The sequence below is a fragment of the Microbacterium sp. LRZ72 genome, assembly GCF_033792225.1.
GTDB lineage: Bacteria > Actinomycetota > Actinomycetes > Actinomycetales > Microbacteriaceae > Microbacterium.
Window position 1 is genome coordinate 58,968 of sequence record NZ_JANGEX010000002.1, and the last position, 22,482, is coordinate 81,449.

Below are 22,482 nucleotides of genomic sequence, written 5' to 3' on the forward strand. Positions count from 1 at the left end.
GGGATGACCGCGACGCTGCCCTACGGAACCTGGCCGTCTCCACTCACGGCGCAAGAGGTGAGTGCCGCCAGCCCGCGCATCGACGCGGCGCGCTTCGTCGGCGACGAGGTGTGGTGGAGCGAGTCGCTTCCCTCCGAGGGCGGTCGCACCGCCGTGCTGCGGGGCGACGGCGAGGCCGACCCCGTCGCCGTGCTGCCGGCCCCCTGGAGCGCGAGGTCCCGGGTGCACGAGTACGGGGGCGGGGCGTGGGCCGTCACCGACGCGGGACTGGTGTTCGTCGAGCACTCCGACCAGCGCATCCGCCTCATCGAGCGGCCCGGCGCAGAGCAGCCCGGCGCAGAGCCGCAGCCACTCACCCCGGATGCCGCCGGCATGCGCTTCGGCGATCTGACGTGGCACGGTGGCTCGCTGCTGGCCGTGCGCGAGACCCACACCGCGGGCGCGGCACCCGAGCGCGACATCGTCGCGGTCCCGCTCGACGGCAGCGCCGCCGACGACGCCGGTGCGCTGCGCGTGCTCGCGAGCGGGCACCGTTTCGTCGCGTATCCCCGACTGTCACCGTCCGGCGACCGTCTCGCCTTCATCGCGTGGGAGCACCCCGACATGCCGTGGGACGCGACGACCCTGCGCGTGCGCGACCTCGCGACCGGCGACGAGCGCGTGCTCGCCGGGGGCCCCGGCGTGAGCGTTCTGCAACCCGAGTGGACCGGCGCCGACGAGCTGACCTTCAGCACGGATGCCGGCGGCCGCTGGCAGCTCGTGCGCCAGGGCATCACGGCATCCACGGGTGCGCAGCTCACGACCGACGACGCCGACACCGGCGGCCCGCTCTGGAACCTCGGCGCCCGCTGGTACCTGCCACTCGGCGAACGCGTGGCCGCCGTCCGCACGCACGGACGCGATGCGCTGATCGTGATCGAGGACGGCGCGGAACGCCCGCTCCCCCTGGCGCTGTCGGCGCAGGTGCTGCTCCGCGACGCGGTGGGATCGCGCATCCTCGTCACGGGCGGCGGCGAGGCGACACCGACCGGCCTCTGGCTCATCGACGTCGACGATCCCGGCGCCGCGCGCGCGATCCGCGGGGGGACACTGGCGCGGGATGCCGCCTGGTATCCTCGGGCGCAAGAGCTGAGCGTGGCGGGGCCGACCGGCCCCGTGCACGCCTTCGCCTACCCGCCGACCAACCCGGGCGTGACGGGACCGGACGGAGAGGCTCCGCCCTACATCGTCACCGTGCACGGCGGGCCCACCGCGCACGTCGCAGGCGAGGCATCCTCTGTCGTCGCCTACTTCACCAGCCGCGGAATCGGCGTGCTCGATGTGAACTACGGCGGTTCGAGCGGCTACGGGCGCGCTTACCGCGACCGGTTGGCCGGCGCGTGGGGCGTGGTCGACGTCGACGACGTCGCGGCCGCCGCCTCGGGTCTCGTGGAGCAGGGTCTGGCGGACCCCCGCAGAATCGCGATCAAGGGCAGTTCGGCGGGCGGGTGGACGGTTCTGGCCGCCCTGACGCGCACGGACGTCTTCGCCGCCGGCATCAGTCGCTACGGCGTCGCCGATCTGCGCGCCCTCGCGGCCGACACCCACGACTTCGAGTCGCGGTATCTGGACGGACTGGTCGGGCCCCTGCCTCAGGCGGAGCAGACCTACATCGAACGCTCCCCCCTGACCCGCATCGACCGGCTGCGGGTGCCGGTGCTGCTGCTGCAGGGTGCGGACGACCCCGTCGTCCCGCCCGCTCAGGCCGAGGCGATGCGCGACGCGCTGGCCGGGCGCAGCATCCCCCACGCGCTCGTCGTCTTCGAGGGCGAGGCGCACGGGTTCCGGCGCGCCGCGACGATCGTCGGCGCGCTCGAGAGCGAGCTGAGCTTTCTGGGGCAGGTCTTCGGCTTCGACACTCCCGGCATCCCGACTCTGCAGCTCGCCCGCTGAGGCGCGGGTCAGCGCTCGAAGGGAGCCAACTCGGCCGCCAGGCGCGGCGAGACGTGCGCGTGCAGCGCAGTGCCTCCGGCCTCGTGCGACTCCGACACGATCAGCCCGGAGTCGTGTGCGGCTGAGATGAGATCGCCGCGGTCATAGGGCACGAGCGCGTTGACCTCGACCGCGGGACGCGGCAGCGCGGCCTCGATCGCCGCGCGCAGCTCCGCCACGCCCTCGCCGGTGCGCGACGACGCGAACAGCGCCTCCGGCTCCAGACCGCGCAGCACCAGGCGGTCGTCCGGCGTGAGCAGATCGGCCTTGTGGAAGACGACCAGCTCCGGGATGTCGCGCGCGCCGACATCGCCCATCACATCGCGAACGGTCGCCAGCTGTCCCGCCGGGTCGGGGTGCGCCCCGTCGACGACGTGCACCACGACGTCGGACCCGGCGACCTCCTCGAGCGTCGACCGGAAGGCCTCGACGAGCTGATGGGGCAGATTGCGCACGAAGCCGACCGTGTCGGCGAGCGTGTAGACGCGCCCGTCCGCCGTCTCCGTCCGGCGCACCGTGGCGTCGAGGGTCGCGAACAGGGCGTTCTCGACGAGCACCCCGGCCCGCGTCAGCCTGTTGAGCAGGCTGGACTTGCCCGCGTTGGTGTATCCCGCGATCGCGACGGAGGGGATCGCGTTGCGCGACCTCTCGGCACGCTTGGCTTCGCGGGAGGGCCCGAAGTCGCGGATCTGGCGGCGCAGCTGCGCCATCCGGGTGCGGATGCGGCGGCGGTCGAGCTCGATCTTGGTCTCACCGGGTCCGCGTGAACCCATGCCGGCGCCCGCCGCCCCCACCTGGCCACCGGCCTGGCGGCTCATCGAGTCACCCCAGCCGCGCAGGCGCGGGAGGAGGTACTCCAGCTGCGCCAGCTCGACCTGCGCCTTGCCCTCTCGGCTCTTCGCGTGCTGGCTGAAGATGTCGAGGATGACGGTCGTGCGATCGATCACCTTGACCTTGGCGACGTCTTCGAGCGCGCGGCGCTGACTGGGTGCCAGCTCGGTGTCGACGACGATCGTGTCGGCCCCCACTGCCTGCACCAGATCCCGCAGCTCGACCGCCTTGCCACGGCCCAGATAGGTCGCCGGGTCGGGATGCGGTCGGCGCTGCAGCACGCCGTCGAGCACGATCGCGCCGGCGGTCTCGCAGAGCGCCGCGAGCTCGTGAAGCGAGTTCTCGGCATCCTCCTGCGAACCCTGCGGGTAGACCCCCGCGAGCACGACGTTCTCGAGGCGCAGGCGCCGGTACTCGACCTCGGTGACATCGTCCAGCTCGGTCGAGAGCCCGGGCACGCGCCGCAGCGCCTGCCGATCCTCCAGGTCCCACTGGTCGCCGTCGCCCGAGACGTCAGCCGTCCACGTGTCCCCCGCGCGGACCGCATCGGCGGCGCCGAACACGCGCACCCCGGAGCGCCCATCGGCGTTCGCCAGCACGCGTGCGACGGCGTCGTCGTGTCGCCGGGAGCCGGCGTCGTCGCCCGGCTCGTACCCCGCGCGCGGATCGGTGGATTCGGTCATCTCTTCCCTTCTCGATGCCGTAAAGCCGGCGATCGCGTGCTCGCCCGCCCTCGGCATCCCTGAACTCTAGCCTCCCGCGCAGCAGAGGTCCTCCGCTACGCTCGCACTCATGGCGAGCGACCACTACTTCTCCGCGAGCCCCGCCGGACCCGAGAAACGCCGCCGCATCCCCGTCACCCTCGCCGGCCGCGACGGCCACGTCACCACGGCGGGCGGGGTGTTCTCCCCCGACCACGTGGACGACGGCACCCGTGTGCTGCTCGCCAACTCCCCCGCGGCTCCGCCGGGGGGAAACCTGCTCGATCTGGGCTGCGGGTGGGGGCCGATCGCCCTCTCCCTCGCCCTCGAGGCACCGCATGCGACGGTCTGGGCCGTCGATGTCAATGAGCGCGCGCTCGATCTCGTGCGACGCAACGCCACCGAGTGGGGCCTCGACAATGTCAACGCCGTCACGCCCGATGATGTTCCCGCCGACATCGTCTTCCGCAGCATCCGCTCCAACCCGCCCATCCGGGTCGGCAAGCGCGAACTGCACACGCTGCTCGAGACGTGGATCCCGAGACTGGATCACCGCAGCGACGCATGGCTGGTGGTGCAGCGCAACCTCGGCTCCGACTCGCTGCAGCGCTGGCTCGCCGCGAGCTTCGACACCGGCTACAGCGTGCACCGCGCCGCGACCGGCAAGGGCTTCCGGGTCATCCGCGTGCGCCGGCACGGCTCGCCCCCGACCGAGCCGATCGCCCTCTCGACCTGAATCGAGCGCGTCGAGTGGCCGGCTCAGGCCAGCGCGACCTGCCCGGTGAAGGTGAGCACGGCCGGGCCCGAGAGCAGTACGTGCCGCGCCGCGCCACGCGCCACCGTGCGCACGCCGAGCGTTCCCCCCGGCACGTCCACACGCCACTCGGCGGGCGCACCCTCGCCGGCCCAGTGCGCCACCGCGAGCGCGGCGGCTGCGACGCCGGTTCCGCAGCTGAGGGTCTCGCCCACGCCGCGTTCGAACACGCGCATGCGGATGCGGCCCACGCCGTTCTGCACGAGGGGCTCCGCCGGCACGACCAGCTCGACGTTGGCGCCTGCGGCCGGCTCGGGGTCGAGGATCGGGCGCCAGGTCAGGTCGAGGCCATCGAGATCGTCGTCGTCGGGAAGGACGACCACGACGTGGGGGTTGCCGACGTCGATGCCGAGCCCGGGACGGGCGACGTTCCATCCCCGCACGCGCACGAGGGGGCCGTCTTCGTCGACGCTCCACGCCCCGAGGTCCACCTCGAAGCCGGTACCCGCGCGCGTGACGGTCTTGGCACCGGCACGCGTCGCGATACGCGCACCGTCGGCGTCGATCTCGGCCAGTCCCGATTCCGTCAGGTAGCGGGCGAAGACCCGGATGCCGTTGCCGCACATCTCGGCGAGGGAGCCATCGGCGTTGCGATAGTCCATGAACCACTCGGCGTCGCCGCCGGCGGTGCCCTCCGGCATCGCCGCGGTGCGCACGACCCGCAGGAGGCCGTCGGCGCCGATGCCGGTGTGGCGGTCGCAGAGCGCGGCGACCTGCGCGGGTGACAGGTCGAGCGCGCCGTCCGGGTCGGCGATGATGACGAAGTCGTTGCCGGTGCCGTGCCCCTTGGTGAACGTGATCGTCTCGGCCATCGCCCCAGTCTAGGAGGCGGCCGTCGCCGGCGGTCCGGCGCAGCGCCGCTCAGGCCGCGGGCACAACCGCGGTGCGGCGGACCGACACCCCGCCGTACGGAGCGCGCCGACGGCGCGCCGGCGCGGGCACCCGCAGTTGTGCACGCGCGGACGAGGCGGCGGGGCGCCCCAGTCCGGGCGGGCGGGCGCGACGGGCCCGCTACGCCGTGAGATCGGCCGGCACCGGTTCGCCGCTGCGCACCCATTGCACGCCGTCGTAGCGGCGGAACCACGACACCTGCCGGCGGGCGTAGCGGCGGGTCAGCGCCTGGGTCTGCGCGATCGCCTCGGCCCGGCTCAGCACCCCCGTCAGCTGCGCCAGCGCCTGCGCATAGCCGATCGCCCGGCTCGCGGTCGGGCCGCTCTCCAGGCCCCGGTCCCGCAGCTGCTCGACCTCGTCGAGCAGGCCACCCGCCCACATCGCCTCGACGCGGGCATCGAGGCGTGACACCAGGCTCGCGCGGTCGTCGTGGATTCCCAGCACGGTCGCGGGGCGCCACGCGGCCGGTGCCTCGGGGAGGGCCGCCCCGTGCGTGGTAGCTCCCTGGGCCAGCACCTCGAGCGCTCGCACGAGCCGTCGGCCGTTGCGCGCATCGATGCGGGCGGAGGCCGCCGGATCCGCGGCCCGCAGGCGAGCGTACAGAGCCTGTGGCCCGTGCGCCTCGAGCTCGGCCTCGAGCTCGGCCCGGATGCGCGGATCGCGCGGGGGGAAGGCGAAGTCGAACAGCACGCTCGAGACGTAGAGCCCCGATCCGCCCACCAGGATGGCGTGCGCGCCCCTCCCCTGGATGCCGTCGATCGTCGCCCTCGCCTCGCTCTGGTAGCGGGCCACGGCCGCGTCCTCGGTCACCTCGAGCACGTCGAGCAGGTGGTGCGGCACGCCGCGCCGATCGGCGAGGGGCAGCTTGGCGGTGCCGATGTCCATGCCCCGATACAGCTGCATCGCGTCGGCGTTGACGATCTCGGCCGGTTCTCCCCGGGCCGCGAGCGTCTGGGCGATCTGCAGCGAGGCCGCGCTCTTGCCCGTCCCGGTCGCACCGACGACGGCGACCAGCCGCGGTGGCGGCTCGCTCACGCCCGGGGTGGGATGACGGGCAGCCCGAGGGAGACCACGCCGGGCGTCCGCGGCTCGTCCGCGGCCGCGGGCACGGCGCAGGACTCCGCCTGCGTCCGCTCCCAGGCGTCCCCCGCGCGGGACCGGCGGATCTGCAGCGGCGCCCCGTCGGGGGCGTCGGCGAGCAGGAAGAACGGCGCGGCATCCGTGACGACGACCGAGACGACGTCGCCGGGGCGCGGCAGCTCCGAGCCCGCCGGGACCTCGAAATGCACCAGGCGGTTGTCCTCGGCGCGACCGGTCAGTCGGTGGGTCGCGGCGTCCTTCTTGCCCTCGCTGGTCGAGACGAGCACGTGCACGAGACGACCGACCTGCGCCTGGTTCTCTTCGAGCGAGATGCGCCCCTGCAGCGCGGTCAGTCGTTCATACCGCTCCTGGACCACCGCCTTCGGCACCTGATCGGGCATCGTCGCGGCGGGGGTGCCCTCGCGGATCGAGTATTGGAAGGTGAAGGCGCTGGCGAACCGCGCCTGCTCCACGACCCGCAAGGTCTCGGCGAAGTCCTCCTCGGTCTCGCCGGGGAATCCGACGATGATGTCGGTCGAGATCGCCGCGTGCGGGATCCGCTCGCGCACGCGGTCGAGGATCCCGAGGAAGCGGTCGCTGCGATAGGAACGGCGCATGGCCTTGAGGATGCGGTCGGAGCCGGACTGCAGCGGCATGTGCAGCTGCGGCATCACGGCGGGCGTCTCGGCCATGGCATCGATGACGTCGTCGGTGAAGGCGGCCGGATGCGGGGAGGTGAAGCGGATGCGCTCGAGTCCCTCGATCTCGCCCGCCGCGCGCAGCAGCTTGCCGAAGGCCTGGCGGTCGCCGAACTCGACGCCATAGGAGTTGACGTTCTGACCCAGCAGCGTCACCTCGGTCGCGCCGTCCTCGACCAGCAGGCGCACCTCGTTGAGGATGTCGCCGGGCCGGCGGTCCTTCTCTTTGCCCCGCAGGCTGGGGACGATGCAGAAGGTGCAGGTGTTGTTGCAGCCGACCGAGATCGAGACCCATCCGCTGTAGACCGAGTCGCGCTTGGCGGGCAGCGTCGAGGGGAACACCTCGAGCGACTCGAGGATCTCGAGCTCCGCCTCGCCGTTGTGGCGCGCACGCTCCAGCAGGCGGGGCAGGGACCCCATGTTGTGCGTGCCGAAGACCACGTCGACCCAGGGCGCCTTCTCGATCACCGCCTGCTTGTCCATCTGAGCCAGACATCCGCCGACGGCGATCTGCATGCCGTCCTTGCGGCGCTTGACCGAGGCGAGATGCCCGAGCGTGCCGTAGAGCTTTCCCGCGGCGTTGTCGCGCACGGCGCACGTGTTGATGATCACGACGTCGGCCTCGGCGCCCGTGTCGGCGCGCACGTACCCCGCGCTCTCGAGCGAGCCCGAGAGCCGCTCGGAGTCGTGCACGTTCATCTGGCACCCGAAGGTGCGCACCTCATAGGTGCGCGCCGCCCCGTGGGCATCCACGGCCGCGTGCGACGGGGCGATGAGGGTGGGAGCGCTCGAGGGGGTCGACATGATGGGTGCCATTCTACGAGCCACTGCTGGTGAGCGGCCTCAGCGGAACCGCACCCCCGACGGCGACGAGCCGTTGTCGGCGAGCGCCTGCCGCGCGGCCACCATCGCCACCGGCCCCGGAAAGCCGCGACGGGCGAGCTGACCGTGCAGCCGGCGAAGGGCAGCGTCATGGTCGAGGGAGCCCATCGAGCGTGCCTTCTGACGGGCGAAATCCAGCGCCCGCTCGGCGTCGTCGTCGGGCAGCTCCGCCAGGACGGCGTCGACGGTCTCGCGCGGGATGCCGCGGGTCGCCAGCGCCTGCGCGATGGCACGCCGCCCCTGGCCCTTGCGGGTGGTGGCGGCGTGCACCACCTGCTCGGCGAGGCGATCGTCGTCGAGATACCCGCGCGCCTCGAAGTCGGCCACGAGCGCGTCGGCGGATTCGGCGTCGACCGCGCGCTCGAGCAGCATCGAGCGCGCCTCCCGCACCGAGAGCTGACGTGTGCGCAGTTTCTTCAGCAGAGCCTTCTCTGCCAGCTCGACGTCTGCCGTCGTCTCACGCTCCGCGGTCGGCTCCGCGTTCGCGAGGGCATCCCCACCCCCCGGGGACGGGCTCGCGCCGGGAAAGAGGGGCACGACGGGGGCGAGACGCTCGTTCTCGTCCCCGTCGTCGAAGCGGACCGCCATCAGGCGGGCCGGCGCTTGGCCAGTTCGTCCTCGACCGACTTCTCGTCGCCGGCGGGTCCGCCGATGCCCAGCTTCTGCTTGATCTTGCCCTCGATGTCCGCGGCGATGTCGGGGTTCTTCAGCAGGAAGTTGCGAGCGTTCTCCTTGCCCTGCCCGAGCTGCTCGCCGTCATAGGTGTACCAGGCGCCCGACTTCTTGACGATCGCGTGCTCGACGCCGAAGTCGATCAGGCTGCCCTCGCGCGAGATGCCGGTGCCATAGAGGATGTCGAACTCGGCCTGTTTGAACGGCGGCGCCATCTTGTTCTTGACGACCTTGACACGGGTGCGGTTGCCCACGGCATCCGTACCGTCCTTGAGCGTCTCGATGCGACGGATGTCGAGGCGCACCGACGCGTAGAACTTGAGCGCCTTGCCGCCGGCGGTCGTCTCGGGCGATCCGAAGAACACCCCGATCTTCTCGCGGAGCTGGTTGATGAAGATCATCGTGGTGCCGGTCTGGTTCAGTCCGCCGGTGAGCTTTCGGAGCGCCTGCGACATGAGCCGCGCCTGGAGCCCCACGTGCGAATCCCCCATCTCACCCTCGATCTCGGCACGCGGCACGAGGGCCGCGACCGAGTCGATGACCACCAGGTCGATGGCGCCGGACCGGATCAGCATGTCGGCGATCTCGAGCGCCTGCTCTCCGGTGTCGGGCTGCGAGACGAGGAGCTGATCGATGTCGACACCGAGCTTCTTGGCGTACTCGGGGTCGAGGGCGTGCTCGGCGTCGATGAAGGCGGCGATACCGCCCGCACGCTGCGCGTTCGCGATCGCGTGCAGCGTGAGGGTGGTCTTTCCCGAGGATTCCGGGCCGTAGATCTCGATGACGCGGCCCCGCGGCAATCCGCCGACGCCGAGGGCGACATCCAGGGCGATGGAGCCCGTGGGGATCGTCGCGACGGGAGCACGTTCCTCGCTGCCGAGGCGCATGACGGATCCCTTGCCGAACTGCCGGTCGATCTGGGACAGGGCCGAGTCGAGTGCTTTCTCGCGGTCGGCGGGTGTGGGCATGGGGTGCTCCTTCTGCTCGTGGTCCGTTCGCCTGCAGGCTGTCGCGGTCCGTACGGTGTTGTCCGGTCTCTTCGACAAGGCGCCAGGGGTGTGGATGGCTCCACGGTAAAACCGACCTCCGACATCGAATGGCGTGGGCCGGGCCTTCGTGGAGAAGCGCCGATCGGACGCCCCTGGGGAGAGGCTACGTCGTGGGGAACATATCTTCGATCAGGTCCCGGCGTGTCGTCGAAGACAGCATCGATCCCACATCAGCGCGGGTCGATCGTCTCGGCCATGCGCGACAGGAACGACGCGACGACCCGGCGCTCGTCGAGGGAGAGATCGCGCGTCACCTCGCTCATCCGCGCCAGGTGGGCGCCGAAGTGGGCGAAGAACGTCTGCTTCGAATGCGGGGTCAGCACGACGATGCGCGCGCGCCGATCGCTCGGGTGCGGTCGCCGCTCGAGGTGACCCGACGCCTCGAGCCGGTCGAGCATCTTGGAGGTCGAGGCCGTCGAGATGCGCAGATGCCGGGCGAGATCGTGCGGGCTCACGACCTCGCCGCTGCGCTCCCGCTCGACCATCATGCGCAGGGCCCGCAGATCGGTCTGGTTCATGTCCATGTCGTCACCCATGGCCCCGTGCATACGATCGAGTGCATCACCGAGGGCGCGCAGGGCGTAGAGCACCTCGATGACGCTGTCGTCGCGCGAGTTCACGGCCTGTGGACACCCCCTGGCGTCATGTGTATCATCGGAAACGATAATTCGCTAGCTAAACTAGCGAAATAGGGACGGGGTCGATCGATGAACGAGACCGAGGACGTCGTGCTCCTCGACGACGAGGGCACGCAGATCGGAACCGCACCGAAGACAAGTGTGCACGGTCCGGACACGCCGCTGCACCTCGCCTTCTCCTGCCACGTCACCGACGACCGGGGCCGTGTGCTCGTCACCCGGCGCGCGCTGACCAAGAAGGCCTGGCCGGGGGTCTGGACGAACTCCTTCTGCGGACACCCGCGCCCGGGCGAGCCGATGGAGGACGCGGTGCACCGCCGCGCCGAGCACGAGCTGGGCATCAGCATCCACTCTGTCGAGCCGGTGCTTCCCGGCTTCCGCTACCGAGCGGTGGATGCCGGCGGCATCGTCGAGCACGAGGTGTGCCCGGTCTACGCGGCGCGCACGAGCGAGCAGCCCACACCCCACCCGCTCGAGGTCATGGATACGATGTGGGTCGAGCCTCGAGACCTCGCGACGTCACTGCAGACGACGCCCTGGGCCTTCAGCCCCTGGCTGGTGCTGCAGGCGCCGCAGCTCGCGCTCTTCACCTCGCCGCCCGCTCCCGCACGGAACCACCGGTCATGACACCCCTGTCCTCCACCTTCCTCGGAGAGCGACGCGCCGAGGTCGACGACGCCATCGACCTCACGATCGACCGCATCGCCGAGCGGATGAAGCCCTTCGGTGGGGCGTTCGCCGATCTCGGAGCCGCGATGCGCCGCACCGCCGCCGGCGGCAAGCGGTTCCGGCCGACCCTGGTCGTCGCCGTCTTCGAGGCGCTGGGCGGCGATGCCGACCAGACGCCCGCCCTGTTCCCCGTGGCGGCGTCGTTCGAGCTGCTGCACGCCGCATTCCTCATGCACGACGACATCCTCGATCACGACACCGAGCGACGCGGCGTTCCGAACGTGTCCGGCGAGTTCCGCGCCTACGCGGAGCGCATGGGGACGGATGCGGCCGGCGCGGCCCTTCTGGGTGAAGCCGCGGGGCTGCTGGCCGGGGACCTTCTCCTGCACGAGTCGCAGCGGCTGATCGCGCTGGCGCCCGTCACTCCCGACGCCCGCGAGCGCCTGCTGGACCTGCTCGACGAGGCCGTGCTGGTCTCGGCGGCCGGGGAGCTGGCGGACGTCGCGCACTCGCTCGGCGACGAGGCTCCCGAGGCCGCGGCGGTCCTCGCCGCCACGCACGACAAGACCGCCGTGTACTCCTTCGCCGCCCCCCTTCGTGCCGGCGCCGTGCTCGCGGATGCCGGAGAGGAGGCCGAGCGCGCGCTGGCGACCTACGGGAGCCGCCTCGGACTGGCCTTCCAGCTGGTCGACGACCTGATCGGGGCGTTCGGCTCGGCCGCGCAGGCGGGCAAGGCCGAGGGAGCGGACCTGCGGGAGGCGAAGAAGACCGCACTCATCGCGCTCGCCCGCGCGAGCGCCGCCTGGCCCGACGTGCGCGCGGCGCTCGCGGATGCGCACACCGGCCCGATCGCGGTTCGCCGCGCCCAGACCGCCCTGGGCGCGAGCGGTGCCCGCGCCCAGCTGGAGTCGCTCGTGGCCACCTCGCTGGCCGACGCACGCGCCGTGCTCGACGGCGACGTGCTGCCGCCCGCCGCCCGCACGCTGCTCGCGGCGCTGGCGGATGCCGTCGAGGCGAGGATCCCATGACGGGGACACCACCGCGGATACCGTCGCGCACGCTGCCGCGGATGCGCCGCCCCCGGGACACGACCGGTCTCGCCCTGTACGACGCGACGGCGCGGGCGGCCGCGGCGACCGTCATCTCGCGGTACTCGACGTCCTTCGGGGTCGCCTCGCGCCTGCTCGGCCCGCGCGTGCGCCCCCATGTGCATGCCGTATACGCCCTCGTGCGGGTGGCGGACGAGATCGTCGACGGCCCCGCGCACGAGGCCGGGATGCCGGCATCCGAACAGGTCCGTGAACTCGACGCGTTCGAGGCGAGGACGCTGGCGGCGATCGGATCGGGCTTCAGCGCCGATCTGATCGTGCACGCCTTCGCGCTCACGGCACGAGAGTGCGGCATCGGCGAGCAGCTCATCCGTCCGTTCTTCGCCTCGATGCGCACGGACATCACCGTCGCCGAGCATGACGCGGCCTCCCACGAGCGATACGTGTACGGCTCGGCCGAGGTCGTGGGCCTGATGTGCCTGCAGGCGTTCCTGAACGCCGGGTCCGCGCGCGCCGTGGCCGCGCCGCCCGACCTCGCCGAGGGCGCCCGACGCCTGGGAGCGGCCTTCCAGAACGTCAACTTTCTGCGCGACGCGGGGTTCGACCGCGAGACCCTCGGCCGGGACTACCTGGCTCTCGGCGCCCACGACGAGGCGACCCCCGCCGAGGCGGGCCGCACCCGAGCGGCCGTGCTCGAGAGCATCGACGCCGATCTCGCCGCCGCGGCCGCGATCATCCCCCGCCTGCCCGCCGACAGCCGGCGCGCCGTCACCGCGGCGCACGACCTGTTCGCCGAACTCAACGCGCGACTGCGGCGCACCCCACCGGGGTCCGGCCGCGTCCGCGTGCCGGACCCCGTGAAAGCCGCGCTGCTCGCCCGCGCCGCGGTGGGCGCAACGCCGCGAGCGCCGCATCCCGACGAGCGAAGTGGCCGCACGGCATGAGCGTCTCGGAGGAGGTCGTCGTCATCGGAGCGGGGATCGCGGGCCTCGCCACCGCCGCACTGCTGGCCGACGCCGGCCATCGCGTGCGCGTGCTCGAAGCGCGGGACGAGATCGGGGGCCGGGCGGGCTCGTGGGAGCGCGACGGATTCCGCTTCGACACCGGTCCCAGCTGGTACCTCATGCCAGAGGTCTTCGACCACTTCTTCCGGCTTCTCGGCACGAGCGCCGAGGACGAGCTCGACCTCATGCCCCTCGACCCCGCCTACCGCGTGTACTCCGAGGATGCCGCCCCGCTCGACGTCCGATCCGGCGTCGAGCACACGGCGGCCCTCTTCGAGGGGATCGAGCCGGGCGCGGGCGCCCGCCTGCGGGCCTACCTGGAATCGGCGCGTGAGGCGTATGAGCTGGCCGTGGCGCGATTCCTCTACGACTCCTACGCCTCGACGCGCGGGCTGCGTCATCCCGACCTGCTGCGCCGGCTGCCGCGCCTGACGCGCCTGCTCACCCGCCCGCTGCACCGCATGATCGCCGCGCGGTTCACCGACCGGCGACTGCAGCAGATCCTCGGCTACCCCGCGGTGTTCCTCGGAGGCTCGCCCTTCGAGGTGCCGAGCCTGTACCACCTCATGAGCCACCTCGACCTCGGCGATGCCGTCGCCTACCCCCGCGGCGGTTTCACGACCATCATCGCCGCGATCGCCCGTCTCGCCACCCAGCGCGGTGTCGTGATCGAGACGGGCGCCGAGGTGACCCGCATCGACACCGCTGCCGGAGCGGTCACCGGCGTGCGCGTGCGGGATGCCGCCGGCGCGGAGCGGACGGTATCCGCGTCTCTCGTCGTGGGCGCCGGCGACCTGCACCACCTCGAGACGACCCTGCTCGCGCCCGCGCTGCAGACCTACCCGGAGAAGTGGTGGCAGCGGCGCACCCCGAGCCCGGGTGCGCTGCTGCTGATGCTCGGCGTGCGCGGCGAGCTTCCCGAACTGGCGCACCACACGCTGCTGTTCACCAGGGAATGGCGGGCGAACTTCGAGGCGATCTTCGGTGACGACCCGCGCGTTCCCGCCCCCGCCTCGCTGTACATCTGCCGCCCGAGCGCGAGCGATGACGCCGTGGCGCCCCCCGGTCACCAGAACCTGTTCGTGCTGGTGCCGATGCCCGCCGACACGCGACTGGGCCGCGGGGGCATCGACGCGGACGGCCATCCTGCGGTGGAGCGTGCAGCGGACGAGGTCATCGCCCAGATCGCCGCGTGGACGGGGGTGAGCGACCTCGCCGACCGCATCGTCGTGCGCCGCACGGTCGCGCCCGCCGATTTCGCCGCCGATCTGCGCACCTGGCGCGGAAATTCGCTGGGACTGGCCCACACCCTGCGGCAGAGCGCGCTGTTCCGGCCGAAGAACGCGTCACGGCGCGTGCGAGGCCTGTACTACGCGGGCGCCGACGTGCTCCCGGGAATAGGCCTGCCGATGTGCCTGATCTCTGCGGAGCTCGTGGCCAAGCGCGTCGCCGGCGACCGGGGCGCGGGGCGGATGCCCGAGAGCCGCGCCGACCGCGTGCGGGCCGGGAGCTGATCCGTGCCCGGTGCCTACCTCGCCGCGATCCTGGTCTCGGCTGCCGGTGTCGCCGCGCTCGACCTGCGCTGGCGGCTTGTCGCGCCCCGGGCGCCCGGACGCACCGCGGTGGTCGTCCTCATCGGCACGGCGTTCTTCCTGGCGTGGGATCTCGCGGGCATCGCGGCGGGGGTGTTCCGCCAGGGCGACAGCGCCTTCTACCTGGGCATCTCGCTGGGCCCGCAGCTGCCCCTCGAAGAGGCGTTCTTCGTGGCTTTCCTCTGCTACCTCGCGCTCGTCGTGGCCGCCGCCGCGGACCGGGTGGTCCCGCGACGCGCCGCGCCCGCCGCGTCCGATACACCGGGGGGCGAGCAGCGGTGACCTATGCCCTCCTGGTGGTTCCCTTCCTCACCCTCGCGGCCGTCGCGACACTCGCGACGGCGCGGCGTCCCGGCTTCGGCCGACGCATGGCGGCGTCCGCCCTCGCGGCGGGCGTCCTCATCGTCCTGACGGCGGTGTTCGACAACGTCATGATCGCCGTCGGGCTGTTCCACTATCCCGACGAGCATCTGAGCGGGCTGCGCATCGGGCTGGCCCCACTCGAGGACTTCGCGTATCCGGTCGCCGCGGCGTTCCTCCTGCCCGCACTCTGGGTGCTGCTCACGCGCGGACCCCGGCCCGAACGGAGCGAACGATGACGGCGGCAGGCGCGCTCACACCCGGCCGGGTGCTGCGGGAGCTGACCCTCTCGTCGCGGCCCGTCAGCTGGATCAACACGGCCTATCCGTTCGCGGCGGCCTACCTCGTGACCACGCGCCAGTTCGATCTGGCGCTGATCCTCGGCACCCTGTTCTTCCTCGTGCCCTACAACCTTGCGATGTACGGCATCAACGACGTCTTCGACTATGAGTCCGACCTGCGCAACCCGCGCAAGGGAGGCGCACACGGCGCCGTGCTCGACCGGAGGATGCATCGCATCACGCTGTGGGCCGCGGTCGTGACCTGCGTGCCGTTCATCGTCGCTCTGGCAGTGCTGGGCGGCCCCGCCTCCTGGGCCGTGCTGGCCGCGAGCGTGTTCTTCGTCGTCTTCTACTCCGCGCCGCCCCTGCGGCTGAAGGAGGTGCCGTTCGCGGATTCGCTGACGAGCAGCATCCACTTCTTCTCGCCCGCCGTGTACGCCCTCGTCCTGGCCGGCGCGACCTGGACCCCGCAGCTGGTGGCCGTCATGCTCGCGTTCGGCCTGTGGGGCGTCGCCTCGCACGCGTTCGGCGCCGTGCAGGATGTCGTCGCCGACCGAGAGGCGCGCATCTCGTCCATCGCCACGAACCGGGGCGCCGCGTGGACCGTGCGCTTCGCGCTGGCCTGCTACGCCCTCGCGGGACTGGCCATGCTCGCGACCGCCTGGCCCGGACCCCTCGCCGCGGTGCTCGTCGTGCCGTACCTCGTGGCCATCTGGCCCTACCGTTCGGTGACCGACGCCGACGCCGCCGCGGCGACCCGCGGGTGGCGGGCGTTCCTCTGGCTGAACCAGGCCGCGGGGTTCGGGGTGACGCTCCTGCTCATCTGGTGGTGGAGCATCACCGCCTGAACCCCGCGCGGCCCGGGCGCTACCCCTCGGAGAGGGTGATCAGCCGCTCCACCGCCTGGGTGAGGCGGGCGTCGGCCTCGCCGTACGCGGTCCAGTCGCCGTCCTCGAGCGCGGCCTGGCGGTCCATCATGGCCTGGTTCGCCTCTTGCAGCACCGCCTCGTACTCGACGTTGACGCCGCCGCCGTCACCGGCATCCGGGTCGGTCGGCGCGGTCGTCTCATCCGGGGCCGGCGTCTCGTCCGGCGCAGTCGTCTCGTCGGTCCCAGGCGTGACCTCTTCGTCGCCGGCGTCCGCTCCCGAGTCACCGCCGAAGAGGGTGTCCAGCGCCTCGTCGAGGGTGTCCTCGAACGCGATCTCGTCGCCGAACGACACCAGGACCCGCTGCAGGGTCGGCAGCTGCGTGCCGCCCGAGGACTGGACGAACACGGGTTGGACGTACAGGAAGCCGCCCCCCACGGGCAGGGTCAGCAGGTTGCCGTTGAGCACCTCGGACTGCCCCTGCCGGAGCAGGTTGATCTGCGACGACACCATCGGGTCGGCGTCGAAGGTGTTCTGCACCTGACCCGGACCGGGGATCGTCGTGTCGGCGCTGATCTCCAGCATCCGCAGTGCGCCGTAGTCCTCGGCCACCTCCCCCGCGACATCACCCGCGTCGGAGTCGGCCGCGAGGTAGCCGGTCAGGATGTTGCGCGACTCGGTGCCGGTGCCCGGCGGGATGAACGTCGTGAACATCGAGTAGGTCGGGTCGTCCTGGCCCGGCATCTGCATCGACAGGTAGTACGGGGGCTGCAGACGCGAGGAGTCCTGCGGGTCCGCCGGCGTGGCCCAGGCGTTGTCACGCTGGTAGAACGACTGCGCATCGTCGACGTGGTACTGGCCGAGCATCGCGCGCTGCACCTTGAACAGGTCCGTCGGGTAGCGCACGTGGCTCATCAGCTCGCCCTGCATCTCGCTGAGCGGCTCGATCGTGGCGGGGTAGATCTTCTGCCAGGCCTGCAGCAGCGGATCCTGCTCGTCCCACGCGTAGAGCGTGACCGAACCGTCGTACGCGTCGACCGTGGCCTTGACCGAGTTGCGGATGTAGTTGATGTCGTCGATGGCGAAGCTCGGCGACGGGTTGCTGCTGTCGGCGACCGCCTGCGACAGGCTCACGGTGCGCGAGTAGGGGAACGTCGACGCGGTGGTGTAGCCGTCGACGACCCAGACGACACGGCCGTCGACCACCGTGGGGTACGGGTCGGCGTCGAGGTCGAGATACGGGGCGACCTTCTGCACGCGCAGGGCGGGGTCGCGGTCGTAGAGGATCTGCGACTCCTCGTTCACGTAGTCCGAGAGCAGGATGTCGGTCGACTGGAACTTCATCGCGTAGATCAGCTTGTGGAAGAAGTCCCCCATCGCCGGCCCGCCGTCGCCCTCGAACGTCGTCTTGGTCTCGTTGGCGCCGTCCTCGCCCCGCGGGTAGTCGAGCTCCACCGGCGCCGTCCCCTCGGGGGCGCCCACGATGGAGTAGGGCGGCGAGTTCTCGCCGAAGTACACGCGCGGCTCGAAATCGGGGTTCTCGCTCAAGAAGCCCGTGGTGGGGATGCCGCGCTCGAGGAAGACGGGGTTGCCGTCGACGGTGCGCTGGTTTCCGGCGGCGACCACCATGCCGTAGCCGTGGGTGTAGACCACGGTGCGGTTCTGCCAGGTGCCCGCGTCGTCGAGGCGGTCCAGGTCGAGCTCGCGCAGCGAGACGACCGTGTCCTGGGTCTCTCCGTCGATCTCGTAGCGGTCGACGTCGAGGGGGTTCGTGAACTGGTAGTAGGGCCGGAACTGCTCCAGCTGGCGCACGGTCGGCGGGATGATGGCCGGGTCCATGATGCGGATGGATGCCGTCGTCTCGGCATCCGCGCGCAGGGCGCCCGGTTCGGCGTTGGTCACGGCCGTCGTCTCGGTCTTCTGGAGGCCGTCGATGCCGTAGGCGATCTTGGTCATCTCGAGGTTGCGCTCGATGTAGGGCTCTTCGAGGGTGAACTGGTTCGGTGCGACCTGGAAGTTGTTGACGGCCCAGGGGTAGCCCACGCCCACGACCAGGGCCGAGACGATCAGCAGCGCGGTGCCGATGAGGGGGAAGCGCCAGCGGCCGATGACGGCCGTGACGAAGAAGAGGATCGCCACGAAGGCGGCGATGCCCGCGAGGATCGCCTGCCCCGGGATGACGGCGTTCGCGCCGACGTATGCCGGGCCGGTGATGAGATCGCCGGTCTCGTTGAGGGTCTTGTAGCGGTCGAGCCACAGGCTCACCGCCTGCACCGCGAGGTAGAGCCCGGCGAGCACGGCGAGCTGGATGCGCGCGGCCTTCGAGATGCGCAGCTCCCAGCGGCCGCTCTCCCGCTGACCCGCCCGGACCGAGCCGTACAGGTATGCGACGACGCCGGTCAGCAGGAGGCTGATCAGGAGGATCGCCGAGACGAAGCCGAGCAGCGCGCTGTAGAACGGCAGCGCAAAGAGATAGAACCCGGTGTCGAGGCCGAACTGAGGATCGGTCAGGGCCGTGGTCACGCCGTTCGCCCACAGCCAGGCCGTCTCCCACTGGGTCGAGGCCGTGAACCCCGCGAAGAAGCCGAAGAAGACGGGGATTCCCCACATCGCCAGCCGGCGCAGCGGCTCGACGACCTCCTGGTAGCGGTCGAGCTGGCTCGACAGGCGGGCGTACACCGGTCGCAATCGGTAGGCGAGCTGGATGACGACCCACACCGGGATGGCCATGGCGAGGAAGCCGATCACGAACATTCCGGAGCGGGCGAGCCACTGCGTCACGAGGACGGAGTCGAACCCGATCTGCCGGAACCAGAGCCAGTCGGCGTAGAGGGAGGCGAAGAGGAAGAAGCCGACCAGCAGAGCCGCGACGATCGCGAGCGAGATCGCGATGACCCGTCGGGAGGTTCGGGGGGCCGCCGGCTTCGGCGCAGAAGTCGAGGTCACCCCTCCATCCTAGGTGCGGGTTTCTGAACCTTCGCCGAGCGTGTGCGCATCCCGCGGCGGCGCCGCGTCACGCCGCTTCGCAGGAGGGCAGTGCGTCGGTGTCACCGCCCGACGCGATCACATCGAGCGCCGCGACGGCGTCGTCGAGAGTCTCGACCTCGACGACGTCCATGCCATCCGGCACGTGACCGGCCACCTCGTCGCAGTTCAGGCTCGGGGCGAGGAACCAGGTCGCCCCGTCGGCACGGGCGCCGTAGAGCTTCTGGCGGATGCCCCCGATCGGTCCCACCTCACCGTCGGCCGAGATCGTGCCGGTGCCGGCCACGTGCTCTCCCCCGGTCACCTCCTCGGGCGTGAGGGTGTCGACGATGCCCAGGGCGAACATCAGCCCGGCGCTCGGCCCTCCGACGTTGTCGAGCTCGATCGTCACATCGATCGGAAAGGTGTAGTCGTGGATGATCGACACGCCCACCAGCCAGCTCTCGCTCGCCTCGTCGTAGACGGGCTCCACCTCGACCTCGACCGGTTCCCCGTCGCGCTCGACCTCGATTGCGACGACGTCGCCGTCGCCGTCCTGGATCACCTCCCGCAGGTCATCGACCAGGTCCACCGGGATGCCGTCGGCCGTCAGGATGATGTCGTCGGTCTGCAGGATCCCCTCCGCGGGAGACTCCTCCGGCACCGCATAGACGCGAACCCGCGGATCCACGTCGTACCCCAGCTCCGTGAGCGCTGCGGCCGTGGCCTCCTGCTGGGAATCGACCATCATCGCGGCGTTCTGCTCGCTGCGCTGCTCCGTCGTCTGGCCGGCCGGGAAGACGCTGTCGACGGGTACGACGGCGCGCGAGGGGTCGAACCATGCTCCGACGAGCTCGAGCCAGGACGGCATCTGCTGACGGTTGCCCACGACCTGCACCGTCGTGAGATCGAGCTGGCCCTCGGTCTCGTAGGTCTCGGCACCCGTCACCTGGATCAGCGGCACCTGCTCGCCGTCGGCCGTCTCGGCCGTTCCGAGCGTGTCGTAGACAGGGCCGGGCTGCTGGATGACGGATCCGGAGGGGAGGAACGACATCGCCGCCAGAGCCACCAGCGCGATGGCCATCGCGGCATAGCCGATACGCGCACCCCGTCGACGGGGAGTCCGGCGTTCCGCCCGCGAAGCGGGCCCGAGGGAGGCGTTCTCATCGAACAGCGCCACGGCAGAACCTTTCTTCGCGCCCGTCGGCGCGGCCCCCGCGGTCTCGGCGGGCGCCGTTCGCGAACGGCGTAGTGGTGAGGGGAGCCGCTCGGGTCTGACCCCGGTGCGCTGCGACTAGCGTAGAACCACCGATGCGACCGACGCTGGGAGGCCCCTGAAGTGGAGCGAGACGACGCAGATCCCGAGGACCTGCAAGAGCTGCTGCGACGCCTGCTCGGCGGAGGCGAGATCGACCCGGCCGAGATCGAGCGTGTGACCGGCATGAAGATCGACCCGGCGATGATGGCGCAGGCGATGCAGCAGATGCGCGGCATGTTCGAGTCGGGCGGCGACGGCATCCCGTGGGAGCTGGCGGCCAAGCAGGCCGCCCAGATCGCGCAGTCGGGCGGACACAGCGTGACCGACGGCCAGCGCACCGATCTCGACCATGCGCTCGCGCTGGCCGACCTGTGGCTGGGCGAGGCCACGACGATCTCGGAGCTCGGGCAGGAGCCGCGGGTGATCACGCGCGCGCAATGGGTCGAGGCGACCATGCCGGTCTGGCAGGAACTCGCCGAACCGGTCGCGACGAGCATCGCGGACGCGCTGACGCGCACGCTGGAGCAGCAGGCCCCGGAGGAGCTCGCGTCGATGATGCAGGGCGCCGGACGCCTGATGCGACAGGTGGGCGGTTCGCTGTTCGCGACCCAGCTCGGCCACGTCGTCGGCCGGCTCTCGACCGAGGTCGTCAGCGGCGGGGACGTCGGGCTTCCGCTGATGCCCCCGGGCGAGGCCACCATCGTCCCCCAGAACTTCGCCGACATGGGCGCGGGGCTCGAGATCGACGACGATCAGCTCGCGATCGCGACCTCGGTCCGCGAACTGGCGCACGCGCGGCTCTTCCGCCACGCCAAGTGGCTGCGCCTGCACATGATCAGCCAGGTGACCGAGTTCGCCCGCGGCATCGACATCGACACCGACGCGCTCGAGGATCTGGCCTCGCGCTTCGACCCCTCGCGGCCCGAGGAGCTGCGTGAGGCGCTCGAGAACGGCGCGCTGCTGCCCTCGCACAGCCCGGCGCAGCGGGCGGCGCTCGAACGGCTCGAGAACCTGCTCGCGACCGTCGAGGGGTGGGTCGACGTCGTCACCCAGGACGCGACCGCGCGCCTGCCCAAGGCCGCGGCGATCGCCGAGACCGTGCGGCGTCGACGGGCGGCGGGTGGGCCCGCCGAGCAGGCGCTGGGCTCGCTCGTGGGCCTCGAGCTGCGACCGCGCCGGCTGCGCGAGGCGGCGGCGATGTGGCGCGCGGTGACGGATGCCGTCGGCGTCGAAGCCCGAGACGCGCTCTGGGACTACCCGGACTTCATGCCGGGCGCCGAGGACATCGACGACCCGGGCGCCCTCATCGAGCGGCTGCGCGCGCGCTCCTCCGGGGCGGTGCCCTCGGAGAGCGACGACGTCGACGATGCGATCGCACGGATCCTCGCCGGCGAGGAGCCGCCGGCGAGTGGCCCCGACTCCGACCGTGCGCAGGGAACGGGCGACGACGGCACGAGTCCCGGAACCCCGCCGGAGGACCCGGACGACCCGACCGCGCGCTGACCACCCGCTGATCACGCGTTGATCACGCGTTGATCACGCGTTGATCATCGCGCCGCCCTCGGCGGCCGCACTGCTCCTCCCCAGGCGGCATCAGGCACAGCCGGCGCCGGGAACGCTGTGGATACGGCGGTCATGGGGGGCTCGAGCCGCCACAATCGGGGCATGACGCGCATGATCCGCCTCGATCCCGCCCACGTCCCGCTGTTCCGAGATCCGGCGACGGTGCAGTTCGGCGCCGAGCCGGTCGCCGTCGTCGATGCCGTGGAAGCGTGGCAGGAGCGACTGCTGCGCGAACTCGCGCGGGGGTTCCCCGAGTCCGGGCTCGACGTCTGGGCCGACCTTCATCGTGTGCACAGCCGACGAGTGCGCGAATTCCTGGACCGCATCCGTCCCGCACTGCGGATGAGTGACGCGGACGCGGACGCCCGTGGCGGGCAGCGGCGGATCGTGGTGGAACGGCCGCGCGGACCCGTGCTGGCGCAGCTCGCCCACACACTCGCCGCCGCCCTCGCCGCGGCCGGGGCGAGCACGTCCGTGCGGGAGAGCGCGGTGGATCCCCGCGCCAGTCACCCCGGCGACGCCGAGAACGACGCAGTCGTGCTGGTCGCCTCGCACAGCCTGGACACCCGCCGGGCCGCCGCCCACGCCTGCGCGGACCGCCCGCACCTGCCCGTCGTCGCGGCAGGCACGGAGGTCGTCGTCGGACCG

Annotated in this window: 19 protein-coding genes; 10 read left to right on the forward strand and 9 right to left on the reverse strand. The window is 71.7% G+C overall.

Annotated elements, in window-relative coordinates; all coding sequences use genetic code 11:
• The first annotated feature begins 3 nt into the window (after nt 1-3).
• Complete coding sequence (locus M4I32_RS02770; protein WP_319032964.1) at nt 4-1,932, forward strand: S9 family peptidase; 1,929 nt, start codon at nt 4-6, stop codon at nt 1,930-1,932.
• Between the two features lie 8 nt (nt 1,933-1,940).
• On the opposite strand, the gene hflX is transcribed toward M4I32_RS02770, so the two are convergent.
• Nucleotides 1,941-3,485, reverse strand: coding sequence for a GTPase HflX (hflX, locus tag M4I32_RS02775; RefSeq protein WP_319032965.1), 1,545 nt, complete (start codon nt 3,483-3,485; stop codon nt 1,941-1,943).
• A gap of 109 nt (nt 3,486-3,594) precedes the next feature.
• Between hflX and M4I32_RS02780 the strand changes: the two genes are divergently transcribed.
• A complete protein-coding gene (locus M4I32_RS02780; protein ID WP_319032966.1) occupies nt 3,595-4,239 on the forward strand; it encodes a class I SAM-dependent methyltransferase in 645 nt (214 codons plus the stop codon).
• 23 nt (nt 4,240-4,262) lie between these two features.
• Here the strand turns inward: M4I32_RS02780 and dapF are convergent, their stop codons facing one another.
• From dapF to M4I32_RS02810, 6 genes are all read right to left on the reverse strand, one after another.
• Nucleotides 4,263-5,129 (reverse strand): diaminopimelate epimerase, encoded by an 867-nt coding sequence (dapF, locus tag M4I32_RS02785; protein ID WP_319032967.1) that lies wholly within the window; start codon nt 5,127-5,129, stop codon nt 4,263-4,265.
• A gap of 199 nt (nt 5,130-5,328) precedes the next feature.
• Nucleotides 5,329-6,243 carry a tRNA (adenosine(37)-N6)-dimethylallyltransferase MiaA gene (gene miaA, locus M4I32_RS02790; protein ID WP_319032968.1) on the reverse strand — a complete coding sequence of 305 codons (915 nt, stop codon included), beginning with the start codon at nt 6,241-6,243 and terminating at the stop codon, nt 5,329-5,331.
• A complete protein-coding gene (gene miaB / locus M4I32_RS02795) occupies nt 6,240-7,790 on the reverse strand; it encodes a tRNA (N6-isopentenyl adenosine(37)-C2)-methylthiotransferase MiaB (RefSeq protein ID WP_319032969.1) in 1,551 nt (516 codons plus the stop codon). Before miaB ends, miaA begins: the two co-directional genes overlap by 4 nt.
• Before the next feature lie 39 nt (nt 7,791-7,829).
• The gene (locus tag M4I32_RS02800) at nt 7,830-8,456 is read right to left on the reverse strand and encodes a regulatory protein RecX (protein ID WP_319032970.1); all 627 of its coding nucleotides are present in this window, start codon (nt 8,454-8,456) and stop codon (nt 7,830-7,832) included.
• Nucleotides 8,456-9,508 carry a recombinase RecA gene (recA, locus tag M4I32_RS02805; RefSeq protein WP_319032971.1) on the reverse strand — a complete coding sequence of 351 codons (1,053 nt, stop codon included), beginning with the start codon at nt 9,506-9,508 and terminating at the stop codon, nt 8,456-8,458. The genes M4I32_RS02800 and recA overlap by 1 nt, the downstream gene beginning before the upstream one ends.
• Nucleotides 9,509-9,759: 251 nt before the next feature.
• Nucleotides 9,760-10,209, reverse strand: a complete 450-nt coding sequence (locus tag M4I32_RS02810; RefSeq protein WP_319032972.1) for a MarR family winged helix-turn-helix transcriptional regulator — start codon at nt 10,207-10,209, stop codon at nt 9,760-9,762.
• 87 nt (nt 10,210-10,296) lie between these two features.
• On the opposite strand from M4I32_RS02810, the gene idi reads away from it, so the two are divergent.
• The 7 genes from idi to M4I32_RS02845 are packed head-to-tail and all read left to right on the forward strand — an operon-like array spanning nt 10,297 to nt 16,030.
• Nucleotides 10,297-10,854, forward strand: coding sequence for an isopentenyl-diphosphate Delta-isomerase (gene idi / locus M4I32_RS02815; RefSeq protein ID WP_319032973.1), 558 nt, complete (start codon nt 10,297-10,299; stop codon nt 10,852-10,854).
• A complete protein-coding gene (locus tag M4I32_RS02820) occupies nt 10,851-11,924 on the forward strand; it encodes a polyprenyl synthetase family protein (protein WP_319032974.1) in 1,074 nt (357 codons plus the stop codon). The genes idi and M4I32_RS02820 overlap by 4 nt, the downstream gene beginning before the upstream one ends.
• A gap of 41 nt (nt 11,925-11,965) precedes the next feature.
• Nucleotides 11,966-12,889, forward strand: a complete 924-nt coding sequence (locus M4I32_RS02825) for a phytoene/squalene synthase family protein (RefSeq protein WP_319033339.1) — start codon at nt 11,966-11,968, stop codon at nt 12,887-12,889.
• Complete coding sequence (crtI, locus tag M4I32_RS02830) at nt 12,886-14,463, forward strand: phytoene desaturase family protein (RefSeq protein ID WP_319032975.1); 1,578 nt, start codon at nt 12,886-12,888, stop codon at nt 14,461-14,463. The genes M4I32_RS02825 and crtI overlap by 4 nt, the downstream gene beginning before the upstream one ends.
• A gap of 3 nt (nt 14,464-14,466) precedes the next feature.
• Nucleotides 14,467-14,823: a lycopene cyclase domain-containing protein gene (locus M4I32_RS02835; RefSeq protein WP_319032976.1), complete on the forward strand. Its 357-nt coding sequence runs from the start codon at nt 14,467-14,469 to the stop codon at nt 14,821-14,823.
• A complete protein-coding gene (locus M4I32_RS02840; protein ID WP_319032977.1) occupies nt 14,820-15,140 on the forward strand; it encodes a lycopene cyclase domain-containing protein in 321 nt (106 codons plus the stop codon). The genes M4I32_RS02835 and M4I32_RS02840 overlap by 4 nt, the downstream gene beginning before the upstream one ends.
• Nucleotides 15,137-16,030 carry a prenyltransferase gene (locus M4I32_RS02845; protein ID WP_319032978.1) on the forward strand — a complete coding sequence of 298 codons (894 nt, stop codon included), beginning with the start codon at nt 15,137-15,139 and terminating at the stop codon, nt 16,028-16,030. Before M4I32_RS02840 ends, M4I32_RS02845 begins: the two co-directional genes overlap by 4 nt.
• Nucleotides 16,031-16,049: 19 nt before the next feature.
• Here M4I32_RS02845 and M4I32_RS02850 read toward each other — a convergent pair whose 3' ends face one another.
• Nucleotides 16,050-18,995: a UPF0182 family protein gene (locus tag M4I32_RS02850; RefSeq protein WP_319032979.1), complete on the reverse strand. Its 2,946-nt coding sequence runs from the start codon at nt 18,993-18,995 to the stop codon at nt 16,050-16,052.
• Nucleotides 18,996-19,062: 67 nt separating this feature from the next.
• Complete coding sequence (locus M4I32_RS02855) at nt 19,063-20,193, reverse strand: PDZ domain-containing protein (protein ID WP_319032980.1); 1,131 nt, start codon at nt 20,191-20,193, stop codon at nt 19,063-19,065.
• 159 nt (nt 20,194-20,352) lie between these two features.
• Here M4I32_RS02855 and M4I32_RS02860 point away from each other — a divergent pair, with 159 nt between their 5' ends.
• On the forward strand, nt 20,353-21,774 hold the full coding sequence (locus M4I32_RS02860; protein ID WP_319032981.1) for a zinc-dependent metalloprotease: 1,422 nt from the start codon (nt 20,353-20,355) through the stop codon (nt 21,772-21,774).
• Nucleotides 21,775-22,482 lie beyond the last annotated feature (708 nt).